General features: G+C 69.4%; 8 protein-coding genes and 2 rRNA genes. 3 read left to right on the top strand and 7 right to left on the bottom strand.

The window, feature by feature from the left end; genetic code table 11:
- The first annotated feature begins 41 nt into the window (after window positions 1–41).
- Window positions 42–938 carry an excalibur calcium-binding domain-containing protein gene (locus Pdca_RS36805; RefSeq protein ID WP_232021512.1) on the top strand — a complete coding sequence of 299 codons (897 nt, stop codon included), beginning with the start codon at window positions 42–44 and terminating at the stop codon, window positions 936–938.
- Window positions 939–967: 29 nt separating this feature from the next.
- A complete protein-coding gene (locus tag Pdca_RS11020) occupies window positions 968–1,483 on the top strand; it encodes an isochorismatase family protein (protein ID WP_232021666.1) in 516 nt (171 codons plus the stop codon).
- A gap of 40 nt (window positions 1,484–1,523) precedes the next feature.
- On the opposite strand, the gene Pdca_RS11015 is transcribed toward Pdca_RS11020, so the two are convergent.
- Window positions 1,524–5,129 (bottom strand): indolepyruvate ferredoxin oxidoreductase family protein, encoded by a 3,606-nt coding sequence (locus Pdca_RS11015; protein ID WP_085914260.1) that lies wholly within the window; start codon window positions 5,127–5,129, stop codon window positions 1,524–1,526.
- 153 nt (window positions 5,130–5,282) lie between these two features.
- Here Pdca_RS11015 and Pdca_RS11010 point away from each other — a divergent pair, with 153 nt between their 5' ends.
- A complete protein-coding gene (locus tag Pdca_RS11010; protein ID WP_085914261.1) occupies window positions 5,283–5,720 on the top strand; it encodes an Lrp/AsnC family transcriptional regulator in 438 nt (145 codons plus the stop codon).
- Between the two features lie 211 nt (window positions 5,721–5,931).
- Here the strand turns inward: Pdca_RS11010 and Pdca_RS11005 are convergent, their stop codons facing one another.
- From Pdca_RS11005 to Pdca_RS10980, 6 genes are all read right to left on the bottom strand, one after another.
- Window positions 5,932–6,426 carry an Rv2732c family membrane protein gene (locus Pdca_RS11005; RefSeq protein ID WP_085914262.1) on the bottom strand — a complete coding sequence of 165 codons (495 nt, stop codon included), beginning with the start codon at window positions 6,424–6,426 and terminating at the stop codon, window positions 5,932–5,934.
- Between the two features lie 105 nt (window positions 6,427–6,531).
- Complete coding sequence (locus tag Pdca_RS11000; protein WP_085914263.1) at window positions 6,532–6,933, bottom strand: zf-HC2 domain-containing protein; 402 nt, start codon at window positions 6,931–6,933, stop codon at window positions 6,532–6,534.
- 4 nt (window positions 6,934–6,937) lie between these two features.
- Window positions 6,938–7,621 carry a GntR family transcriptional regulator gene (locus Pdca_RS10995; RefSeq protein WP_085914264.1) on the bottom strand — a complete coding sequence of 228 codons (684 nt, stop codon included), beginning with the start codon at window positions 7,619–7,621 and terminating at the stop codon, window positions 6,938–6,940.
- 14 nt (window positions 7,622–7,635) lie between these two features.
- Window positions 7,636–8,061: a VOC family protein gene (locus tag Pdca_RS10990; RefSeq protein ID WP_085914265.1), complete on the bottom strand. Its 426-nt coding sequence runs from the start codon at window positions 8,059–8,061 to the stop codon at window positions 7,636–7,638.
- Between the two features lie 982 nt (window positions 8,062–9,043).
- Window positions 9,044–9,160, bottom strand: a 5S ribosomal RNA gene (gene rrf, locus Pdca_RS10985).
- Between the two features lie 85 nt (window positions 9,161–9,245).
- Window positions 9,246–12,345: ribosomal RNA gene (locus Pdca_RS10980) — 23S ribosomal RNA — on the bottom strand.
- Between the last annotated feature and the right edge of the window lie 120 nt (window positions 12,346–12,465).

Here is a 12,465-nt window from a genome sequence, read left to right as displayed (position 1 = left end):
CACTCGCCGGGGACTCCCCTTCTCCTCCCGTGGAGGAACACGTGTCCAAGGCCGGGCTCCTCGGCACCGTCCTGCTCGTCACCGGCGTCGTGTACGCGTGCTCGGGGCCGGACTCCCCCGGGACCGACACCGCGGTCGACACCGCCGCGGCGCATCCGTCCGCGTCCGCGCCGGCGGCGGCCGCCGCACCGGCCACGGCACCCGGTTCGGACGGCGCGTCCTCGCGGACCGGCTTCGGCGTCGACCCGGACACCGTCGTGGTCACCTCGGTGATCGACGGCGACACCTTCCGGGTCGGCGACCGCCGGATCCGGGTGATCGGCATCGACTCCTGCGAGGTGGGCACCACCGGCGGGGACGCCGCGACCGCCGCCGCGCGGCGGCTGCTCACCGCGGGCACCGTGACGCTGACCCGGGAGCCGGGCGTCGATCTCGACCGCTTCGGGCGCGAGGTCCGCTACGTCGCGGTGTCCGCCGGGGATCTCGGACGGCTGATGGTCCCGGCCGACCACACCGGCGTCTACCGGGGCGGTGAGAACGCCTCGGCGTCCTACCTGAGCGGGCTGACCGGGCTCGACCGGGGCCGCAGCTGCGGGCCTTTCACCACCGCGGCCACCGACACCGACACCGCCGGAACCGCCCGGCCTGCCCCCGCCCCCGCCCCCGCAGCGGCTCCGGCTCCGGCTCCGGCCAGCTCACCGCCGGCGACCCGGGCACCGGCACCACTGCAGGCCGCGCCGCGAACCGCGGCGCCCCGGCCCACCGCGGCACCACAGCCCGCGGTGCAGGCACCGCCGCCCGCGCCGTCCGGCGGTGGCGGGGTGTACTACAAGAACTGTTCCGCGGCCCGGGCCGCCGGAGCCGCGCCGATCCTGCGTGGCCAGCCCGGCTACCGCGGGCCGCTGGATCGCGACAACGACGGGGTCGCCTGCGAGTGATCCCGGCCGCTACCGTCAGCGGTGTGCTGATGACCGCCGACGCCGCCGTCCTGCTCCTGGTCGATCTCCAGGAACGGCTGGCCCCCGTGATCCACCAGGGTGACCGGGTGATCGACCGGACCGTCCGGCTCGCCGAGGCCGCGACCCTGCTCGGGGTCCCGGTGCTGGCCACCGAGCAGATCCCGGAGAAGCTCGGCCCCACGGTCGAGCCGCTGGCCGGCTATCCGCATCTCGTCACGCACAAGTCCTCGTTCGGCGCCGATCCCGGTGGGCTGGTGCCGCCCGGCCGCTCGGAGATCGTCGTGACCGGGATGGAGGCGCACGTCTGCGTGCTGCAGACCACGCTGCGCCTGATCGAGGACGGCCACCGGGTGCTGCTGGCCGCCGACGCCGTCGGCTCCCGTGACCCGGAGGACCGGGCCGCCGCCCTGGACCGGGCGCGGGCCGCCGGCGCCGAGATCGTCACCTCGGAGATGGTGCTGTTCGAGTGGCTGCGCGACGCGACCCACCCGCGGTTCCGCGAGGTGCACAAGCTCCTGAAGTGACGGCGGGCCCGGAGCGGCGCCCCGGGCCCGCCTCGGGAGGTCAGCCGCGCAGGCTCCCCAGCAGCGCGGCCGCCTCGGCCCGGAACCGCTCGACGTTGCCGAGCTTCACGTCCTCGTAGCCGCGCACCAGCCCGGCCGTCTCCGCGACCGCGACGACGGTGTCCACCGGGTCGGTGATCCCCGCGTCGGCGGAAGCGGCGTCGGCAGCAGCGGTGCCGGCGGTCGCAGCACCGGCGGTAGCGGTGCCGGCAGCAGCAGTGCCGGCGGCCGGGCCGTCCAGGGTGTCCAGTGCGGCCCGCACCAGCGCCTGGTATTCGCCGACCAGCTCCCGCTCGAGGCGGCGGACCCCGGCGTAGCCGAAGACGTCCAGCGCAGTCCCGCGCAGCCGCCGCGCCGCACGCAGCGCCCGGAACGCCGGGCCCGCCACCCGGCCGTCGAGCCGGATCTTGCGGTGCATCCCCATCGCCCGCAGCACCGGCGGGTGCAGCATGACCGTCACCCGGGCGTCCGAACCGTAGGTCTCCTCCCGGCGGGCGACCTCGACCGGGTCCAGGTGCAGCCGGGCGACCTCGTACTCGTCCTTGTAGGCCATCAGCGTGTGCAGTCCGCGGGCGTAGGCGAGCGCGATCCGGTCGCCGCCGACGTCGCCCGCGCGGGCGGTGGCGATCGCGGCGACCCGGCGGACCTCCTCCGCGTAGCGGGCCGCGTACCCGGCGTCCTGGTAGCCGGTGAGATCGGCGATCCGGGTGGCGAGCACGGCCTCGAGATCGGTCCCCGCGGCGACCGACGCGGCGAGCACCGCGGAATCGGCGTCGACGGCTACGGTGGCCCGCTGCGGCCCGGCCAGCGCGGCCCGCACGGCCGCGGCGTCGATCGCGGCGGCGCGGCCCCAGCGGAACGCGGTCAGCGTCCGCTCGACCGCGGCGCCGTTCACCCGGATCGCTGCCTCGATCGCCTGCTCCGACACCGGCAGCACGCCGTGCTGGAAAGCGGCGCCGAGCAGCAGCATGTTGGCCGGGAGATGATCGTCGAACAGCGCCTCGGAGATCGTCTGGGCGTCGACCGCCAGCAGGTCACGGGTGCTCCGCGCGATCTTGTCGACGGCGTCGTCGGTGGATCCGGGCAGCACGACCCGGCCGGTGATCATCGCCGCGGTCGGCACCAGCGAGGTGTTGACGACGGCCACCGTGTGCCCGGGCCGCGCGACCGACAGGTTGGCGTCGGTGGCTGCGCCGACCAGGTCCATCCCGATCAGCACGTCGGCGGTGCCCCGCGAGGCGCGCAGGATCCCGTCCACCGGCTCCTTGGAGATGCGGACGTCGGAGACGACCGGACCGCCCTTCTGGGCGAGGCCGACCTGTTCCAGCCCGGCCGCGCACAGCCCGTCGAGGTGGGCCGCCATCTGCAGCACCGCCGAGGCGGTGACGACGCCGGTGCCGCCGATCCCGGGCATCCGGATCAGGGTGGAGTCGGCGCCGACCCTCGGCTCCGGGTCGGTCAGGGTGACCGGCAGCGCCGGGATCTCCCGCTTGCGCGGGGTCCCCGGCTCCACCATCAGGAACGACGGGCAGTCGCCCTTGAGACAGGACAGGTCGGAGTTGCACGAGGGCTGGTGGATCCGGGTCTTGCGGCCGAACTCGGTGTCCACCGGCAGTACCGACAGGCAGGTCGACTTGTCGCCGCAGTCCCCGCAGCCCTCGCACACCCGCTCGTTGATCACGACCTTCTCGGCCGGGGTGGGGAGCTTGCCGCGCTTGCGCATCCGGCGCTCCTCGGCGGCACACCGGTCGTCGTGGATCAGGACGGTGACGCCGTCGAGCGCCCCGAGCTCCGCCTCGGCGGCGGGCAGGTCGTCGCGGTGCCGCAGCGAGGCGATCGGATCGAGGGTGATCCCGCGGTAGCGGGCCGGCTCGTCGGTGGTCACGACGATCCGCCGCACCCCCTCCAGCGCGAGCGAGCGGGTGATCTCGGGGACGCCCATCCGCCCCTCGGCGCGCTGCCCGCCGGTCATCGCGACGGCATCGTTGTAGAGCAGCTTGTAGGTCATCGTCACGCCGGCCGCGACCGCCGCGCGGATCGCCAACGAACCGGAGTGGTGGAAGGTCCCGTCCCCGAGGTTCTGCACCAGGGTGCGGTCGTCGGTGAACGGGGCCAGCCCGAACCACTGGGCGCCCTCGCCGCCCATCTGGGTCAGCCCGATCTGCCTGCCGCGGTGCCCGCCGTCCAGCGCGATCATCGCGTGGCAGCCGATCCCGACGCCGACCAGCGTGTCGTCGGAGGTGCGGGTCGAGGTGTTGTGCGGGCAGCCGGAGCAGAAGTACGGCGTGCGGGCGCCCAGGTCACCGGCCTTGGCCAGGCCCAGCTCGATCCGGGACGGACGCGGCGGCGCGAGCGCGTCGAGATGGGCTCGGGCGGGGCCGGGCAGCTCCGCACCGACCGCGGTGAGCCGGGCCGCGACGGCGCGGGCGACGTCCTCGGCGGACAGCTGACCGCGGGCGGTCAGCAGCGGCCGCTGCCGGTCGTCGCGCCGGCCGGTGATCACCGGCTGCTGCGCGCGGCCGTAGAGGGCGTCGCGCAGGTGCCCCTCCAGGAACGGGACCTTGTCCTCGACGACGAGCACCTCGGCGAGCCCGTCGGTCAGCGCCGCGAGGGCGTCGCGGTCGATCGGGAACGGCATCGCGAGCCGGATCAGCCGGATGCCGAGCGCATCGAGGTCTCCCTCGCCGAGCCCGAGATCGTCCAGCGCACGGAGCACGGTGGCGTATCCGGTCCCGGATGCGAGCACACCCAGCCGGGCCCGCCGGGCATCGAAGGTGATGCGGTTCAGTCCGGTCTCGCGGGCGTACTGGCGGGCCAGGTCGAGACGCCGGGTGAGCTGGTCGTGCTCGGCCTCCACCGCGGCCGGGCCGACCATGGCGCCGGCCTGGGCCCGGTCGGTGGCGGGCGGGTGCGGGATCCCGAGCAACTCGGGGCGCAGCGCCCCGAGATCGACGGTGGACGACGCGTCGGCGACGTCCGCGATGATCTTCAGTCCGGTCCAGAGGCCGGTGGCCCGGGACAGTGCGACGGCGTGCAGCCCGAACTCGACGACCTCGGACACCGAGCCGGGTGCGAGCAACGGCAGGTTCAGGCTCTGCGCGATCGGCTCGCAGGAGCTGGGCACGGTGGACGACTTGCAGGACGGGTCGTCGCCGATGATCGCGACCGCGCCGCCGAGCCGGGCGGTGCCGGCGAGGTTGCCGTGCCGGATGGCGTCCGCGGCCCGGTCCAGTCCGGGGTTCTTGCCGTACCAGTAGCCGACGACGCCGTCGTACCGTCGCCCCGGGACGGCGTCGAGCAGCTGGGTGCCGGCGACGGCGGTCGCGGCGAGCTCCTCGTTGAGCCCCGGCCGGAACACGATCCGGGCCGGGTCGAGGTGCCGTGCGGCGCGGCCGAGTTCGGCATCGAGGGTGCCCAGCGGGGATCCCTGGTAGCCGGAGACGAACGACGCCGTGTCCAGCCCGCGGGCCGCGTCCAGGCGGGCCTGCTCCAGGGTGAGCCGGACGAGGGCCTGGATGCCGGTCATCGGGGCACGGCCGCGGTCGGAGACGTACTTGTCGTCGAGCACGGTGGTGGTGGCGGTGCGGGCGTCGATCGGGCCGTTCATGGGGCGCGGCTCCTCGGTGAGTCGGGTGCGGCTGCGACCAGGACAACGTGACCGCAGCCACCCGCGCAACGTCCGACGCAGAACTCGCGCCGCAGACGCAATGGATACGCTCTGCCGGACCGATCAGCGGAGTTCTGTTGCACAGGAGGCAGCATGCAGGAGCTCGACGACATCGATCACACGCTGCTGCGGCTGCTGCACGAGGACGGGCGCCGGACCTTCGCCGACATGGCCGCGACGGTCGGCCTGTCGACCGCTGCGGTGAAGCGGCGGGTGGACCGGATGCGGGAGTCCGGGGTGATCACCGGGTTCACCGTGCAGGTCGACCACAAGAAGCTCGGCTGGGCGGTGGAGGCGTTCAGCGAGATCCGCTACGCGGGGACGGCGAGCATCTCCGACATCGTCGACTCGGCGGCCCGTCAGCCGGAGGTGCAGGCCGTGTACACGCTTGCCGGGGATCTGGACGCGCTGGTGCAGGTCCGGGTCCGCGATCTGGCGCACCTGCAGGAGGTGATCGACCGGATCCGGCGCAGCGGGACGGTCACCGGAACCCGGACGCTGATGGTGCTGGGGCGGTGGACCCGAGGCTGATCCGGGTAGGGACCGTGCAGGTCGGTGCTGCCCAGCTGGGCGCTGCTCAGGTCGACGCTGCTCGGGTCGACGCTGCTCGGACCGGCACCGCATGGATCGGCGCTGCTCGGGCCGGTGCTGCTCGGATCGGCACCGCTCAGGTCCGTACTGCCCGACTCGGCGCCGCTCAGGTCCGTACTGCCCAGCTCGGCACCGCTCAGCTCGGCACCACTCAGGCGGGGCGGACGGTCGCCGCGCGCGGGCCCGCCGCGACGACGATCCACGCCCAGGTGACGAACAGGACGCTGATCGCGAGCACCGTCACCACCAGGCCCGGGCCGATGTCGGCGCCGGCGGCCGTCTGCCGGGACCAGACCGCCCACAGCCCGGACAGCGCCGCGATCCCGCAGACCGTGGCCGCGGTCCAGGCGAGCGGCCAGTGACGGGTGAACAGGGCGAGCGCCGAGGCGACCAGGCCGACCACGACGGCGATGGTGAACAGCCGGGGCAACGGACCCATGTCGACGTGCCCGGTGAGTATCTGCCAGCCGTCGGCCCGGACCGACCACGGCATCAGCAGCGACGCCGACACCGCTGCGACCGCTGCTCCCACGACGACGGCCGCCGGGCCCGGGTCGATCCAGCGCTCGACCCGCCACGCGATCCGGGTCAGCTCGTCGGACAGCTCCGGTGCCGCCACGGTGCGGGAGGTGCGCCGCTCGCTCATCCGGTCCTCTCCTGTGCACCGCGGGTCGGTTGTGGGGAGAAGGGTACGGCCGCCGGACCCCCGCCGTCAGCACCCACCCTCGACCGATCCGGGGCGTACGGACGGTCAGGCCGCCCGGGTGCTGCACCGGCAGGCGGAGCCCTGCTGGCAGCCGCAGCCGCAGGTGGCCGGGCAACCGCAGGCCGACCGGGGCGCCGCTGCGGCTTCCGGCTGCGGTGTCGCGCAGCAGCCTCCGCTGTGGCAGGTCAGCTCCGGGACCGCCGGGGCCACGGGCTCCGGCGGATCGGGCTCCACGATGCCCAGTGAGGCCAGCAGCGGGGTCACGACGTCCGGCACGTCGCCGGCCGGCCGCACCCGGCTGAGGCGGGTCACCCGGTCAGCGCTCGCGGCGTAACGGCGGCACGCGTCGCACCCGAGCAGGTGCGCATCGGCGCCCGCCTGCTCGTCCGCGGTGGCCTCGCCGTCGAGGGACGCGGACACCACGTCGCGGCACTGCTGACAGTCCATACCCTCACTGTCGTACACGGGGGCCGTTCGGTTCCATCCGACCCCCGTCCGGTGGAACGCGGCGTGGTCGCAGATCCTCGATGTGCGTTGCGAGCGCGTCCCGCAGTGCTGCGCCGTCACGCCGCTCGAGCAGGTCGAGGAGCCGGTCGTGTTCGTCGGCGAGGCCGAGCATGTGCTCGCGTCCGGTCGGCACCCCCTGGCGTGCCAGCCGGACGAACGCGCCGAGCCGGCCGAGCAGCAACGACAGGGTCGGCATCCGGGCGAGTCCGGCGAGGTCGCGGTGGAACTCCTCGTCCAGCGTCAGGAACGCCTCGACGTCACCGCGGCCCGCGATCCGCCGCTGCCGGTGCACCGCGGCGCGCAGCGCGTCGATCTCCTGCTCCTCGTGCACCTCGCACGCCTCGACGGCGGCCGTCCCCTCCAACGCGACGCGCAGCAGGGCGACCTCCCGCACCCGGGCACCGTCGCGTATGTCGGACAGCTCGACGACCTGCATCTGCCGTCGCGGACCGGTGTCGAGCAGGCCTTCGCTCTGCAGCCTGCGCAGCGCCTCCCGGACCGGCGTCCGGGACGCGCCGAACGTCGCGGCGAGCTCCATCTCGTCGAGCAACGCGCCCTGCTCGCGCCGCCCGGCCAGGATGTCGTCGCGCAGCGCGTGATGGATGACGTCGGCCTTCGTCGGTGGCATCGGATGCGCCCGGGTTACGTCGCGAAGATCTGGGACTCGTCGGCGAACGCCTTGAACTCCAGGTTGTTGCCCGCCGGATCGGTCAGGAACATCGTCCACTGCTCCCCCGGCTCGCCTGCGAAGCGCTGGTACGGCTCGATGACGAACCGGGTTCCGGCCGCCCGCAGGCGTTCCGCGAGCTCGTGGAACGCGGGGACCGGGAGCACGAGACCGAAATGCGGGACCGGCACGTCGTGCCCGTCGACCGGATTGTGCGCCGGTGGAGTCGCCCGGGGTGCGACGTGCGTGACGACCTGGTGCCCGTGGAAGTTCCAGTCGACCCAGCTCTGCGACGAGCGCCCCTCGGGCAGGCCCAGCACCTCACCGTAGAACCGGCGGGCCGCAGCGAGATCGTCCACCGGGACGGCGAGGTGGAAACACGGACGGACTTCGGTACTCATGGAGACCTCTCAGGACGACGACAACAGCCCAAGCATACAAGACCTCAATATGTATACATACAGGTCCGTACGTGCCGAGGACGCCGCCCACGCACCGGCCGCCGCCGACGGCCGAACAGGAGCAGACCCAACCGCGCCCAGGCCCGGACCACCCATCGCTCCTCGACAGTCACACCAGTGCTGTCCGCCTGGCCGTCCAGGACTCTGGTGTACCTCTCGGAACATCCGCCCCCGCAGGGATCCCCGCGGACGGGCACACATCTGGTGCGCACCAGCGCCCACCAGGGCGTGCACCGGGGCGGGCACCGGGGCAGCAGCCGCGCGCGGGCCCGAACTCGGGCATGTAACTGGCCGGCAGGCGCGCGGGCCCGCATCCGGGCGTGCGCCTGCGCACCGGGTCTGTTGTGGTCCCAGCGGCTGCGCTGCGACCTGGCCGCTCTGCCGTATCGCGACCGTGTCACCGGCGTCGGCCGGGTCGGCGTCGACACGCTGCCTCGTCCCCGCGCCTCCGACTTACGCACCGCGCACCGCGCACCGCGCACCGCGCACCGGTCGACCGTCACACCAGTGCAGTCCACGGGGCGTCTCACGACCCTGGCGTAGCCCTCGGAACTCCCGGCCACGTGGGACGCCCGTCCACTGACGGCCGCACCCCCGGGCGCCCACCGACACACACGCACTGGGGGGGAGCGCGCTGGGAGCGCACTGGCGAGCCGGCGCATCGGCGCATCGGCGCATCGGCGCATCGGGCGGGCATCCCCATACCGGGTGCGCACTCCGCGAGCATCAGGCCGACACCGTGCGGCCATCCGGGCGGGCCCTGCGCGGGCACCACGCGCGCAGCGGGCGAACACCGCATGGGCATCGGGCGCACATCCGAGCGGGCAACTACGCCCACACCCGGGCCGGTCAGCATAAAAAAGGCCTGGAAATGCGGAAATGCCCCGGACCGAAGTCCGGGGCATCCCCTACACATGTTGAATGTCGGCAGCGACCTACTCTCCCACACCCTGTCGAGTGCAGTACCATCGGCGCGGAAAGGCTTAGCTACCGGGTTCGGAATGGGACCGGGCGTTTCCCTAACGCTATGACCACCGACAACACTATCAACTTCTCTTCAACCCACCACACAACCAAAACTGGTTGTGGGCTCAGGGTCACACAGTGGATGCGAACAAAATGTTGTGAGCAAGCCCTCGGCCTATTAGTACCGGTCAACTCCACCCCTCACAGGGCTTCCATCTCCGGCCTATCAACCCAGTCATCTCCTGGGAGCCTTACCCACTCAAGGTGGTAGGAGACCTCATCTTGGAACAGGCTTCCCGCTTAGATGCCTTCAGCGGTTATCCCTCCCGAACATAGCCAACCAGCCGTGCCCCTGGCGGGACAACTGGCACACCAGAGGTTCGTCCGTCCCGGTCCTCTCGTACTAGGGACAGCCTTCCTCAAATCTCCAACGCGCGCGGCGGATAGGGACCGAACTGTCTCACGACGTTCTAAACCCAGCTCGCGTACCGCTTTAATGGGCGAACAGCCCAACCCTTGGGACCTACTCCAGCCCCAGGATGCGACGAGCCGACATCGAGGTGCCAAACCATGCCGTCGATATGGACTCTTGGGCAAGATCAGCCTGTTATCCCCGGGGTACCTTTTATCCGTTGAGCGACACCCCTTCCACAAGGTGGTGCCGGATCACTAGTCCCGACTTTCGTCCCTGCTCGACCCGTCAGTCTCACAGTCAAGCTCCCTTGTGCACTTACACTCAACACCTGATTGCCAACCAGGCTGAGGGAACCTTTGGGCGCCTCCGTTACTCTTTGGGAGGCAACCGCCCCAGTTAAACTACCCACCAGGCACTGTCCCTGAACCAGATCATGGCCCGAGGTTGAGACACCCAATTCGACCAGAGTGGTATTTCAACAACGACTCCACACCCACTAGCGTGAACGCTTCACAGTCTCCCACCTATCCTACACAAGCCGAACCGAGCATCAATACCAAGCTATAGTAAAGGTCCCGGGGTCTTTCCGTCCTGCCGCGCGTAACGAGCATCTTTACTCGTAGTGCAATTTCGCCGAGTCTGTGGTCGAGACAGCGCCCAAGTCGTTACGCCATTCGTGCAGGTCGGAACTTACCCGACAAGGAATTTCGCTACCTTAGGATGGTTATAGTTACCACCGCCGTTTACTGGCGCTTAAATTCTCCGCTTCGCCCCGAAGGACTAACAGGTCCTCTTAACGTTCCAGCACCGGGCAGGCGTCAGTCCGTATACATCGTCTTGCGACTTCGCACGGACCTGTGTTTTTAGTAAACAGTCGCTTGGGCCTGGTCTCTGCGACCACCCACCCCTAGCCTGCAAGAGGCCTCAAGGCAGATGGCCCTCCTTCTCCCGAAGTTACGGAGGCATTTTGCCGAATTCCTTAACCACAGTTCTCTCGATCGCCTCGGTATTCTCTACCTGACCACCTGTGTCGGTTTGGGGTACGGGCCGCAACAGCACTCGCTAGAGGCTTTTCTCGACAGCATGGGATCACCCTCTTCGCCTCAATCGGCTACGCATCACCTCTCACCCTTCACGATCCCCCGGATTTACCTAGGAAATCAGGCTACAGGCTTACACCACGACAACCACCGCGTGGCGGAGCTACCCTCCTGCGTCACCCCATCACTTGCCTACTACCAGATCGGATCCCACGCTCCCCCACAAACACAACTCCCGAAGGAGCCGAGGTGGGTTCGGATGGTTAGCATCACCAGATTCAGCATGGACGCACTATCACGAGCACGGGAATATCAACCCGTTGTCCATCGACTACGCCTGACGGCCTCGCCTTAGGTCCCGGCTCACCCTGGGCGGAACAACCTGGCCCAGGAACCCTTGGTCATCCGGCGGCAGAGATTCTCACTCTGCATTCGCTACTCATGCCTGCATTCTCACTCCCACACCCTCCACCCGTCAATCACTCCCGGGCTTCACCAGATGCAGGACGCTCCCCTACCCAACAACACTCTACGTGTCATTGCCACGGCTTCGGCGGTGCGCTTGAGCCCCGCTACATTGTCGGCGCAGGACCACTTGACCAGTGAGCTATTACGCACTCTTTCAAGGGTGGCTGCTTCTAAGCCAACCTCCTGGTTGTCCGGGCGATCCCACATCCTTTCCCACTTAGCGCACGCTTAGGGGCCTTAGCCGGTGATCTGGGCTGTTTCCCTCTCGACCACGAAGCTTATCCCCCGCAGTCTCACTGCCGCGCTCTCACTCACCGGCATTCGGAGTTTGGCTGACTTCGGTAAGCTTGTCGGCCCCCTAGGCCATCCAGTGCTCTACCTCCGGTGAGAAACACACGACGCTGCACCTAAATGCATTTCGGGGAGAACCAGCTATCACGAAGTTTGATTGGCCTTTCACCCCTACCCACAGCTCATCCCCCAGGTTTTCAACCCTGGTGGGTTCGGGCCTCCACGACGTCTTACCGACGCTTCACCCTGGCCATGGGTAGATCACTCCGCTTCGGGTCTACACCCCGCGACTCCACCGCCCTATTCGGACTCGCTTTCGCTACGGCTACCCCACACAGGTTAACCTCGCCACGAAGCATAACTCGCAGGCTCATTCTTCAAAAGGCACGCCATCACCCTGCCCCACAAAGAGACTTCAGGCTCTGACGGCTTGTAAGCACACGGTTTCAGGTACTATTTCACTCCCCTCCCGGGGTACTTTTCACCTTTCCCTCACGGTACTTGTCCGCTATCGGTCATCAGGTAGTATTTAGGCTTGACGGGTGGTCCCGCCAGATTCACAGCGAATTTCACGGGCTCGCTGCTACTCGGGAACAACATTCATGACAGACACTGCATTTTCGCGTACGGGGCTCTCACCCACTCCGGCGACCCTTCCCAGAAGTCTTCCGCTAACACAGCACCACATCATCCCACCCTCGGCAGAAGGTGAACAACACGTCCCAACAACCCCGCACCCGCAACACCTGCCGGCTTGACACGGACACGGTTTAGCCTCTTCCGCTTTCGCTCGCCACTACTCACGGAATCACTATTGTTTTCTCTTCCTGTGGGTACTGAGATGTTTCACTTCCCCACGTTCCCTCCACGCACCCTATGAATTCAGGTACGGGTAACACCCCATGACGGGTGCTGGGTTTCCCCATTCGGACACCCTCGGATCACAGCTCGGTTGACAGCTCCCCGAGGCCTATCGCGGCCTCCCACGTCCTTCATCGGCTCCTGATGCCCAGGCATCCACCATGTGCTCTTAACAACTTGACCACAACAAGATGCTCGCATCCACTATGCAACACTCAACCCACAACCACACCAACCCGGACAGCAACCACCACACCCCACACAAGGAACGCGTTAGGAAACCACCAGACGGACGGCCAGAAG

It is taken from the genome of Pseudonocardia autotrophica, from assembly GCF_003945385.1.
In the GTDB taxonomy this organism is placed as follows: Bacteria; Actinomycetota; Actinomycetes; order Mycobacteriales; family Pseudonocardiaceae; genus Pseudonocardia; species Pseudonocardia autotrophica.
This window is presented reverse-complemented; position numbering and strand designations above follow the sequence as displayed.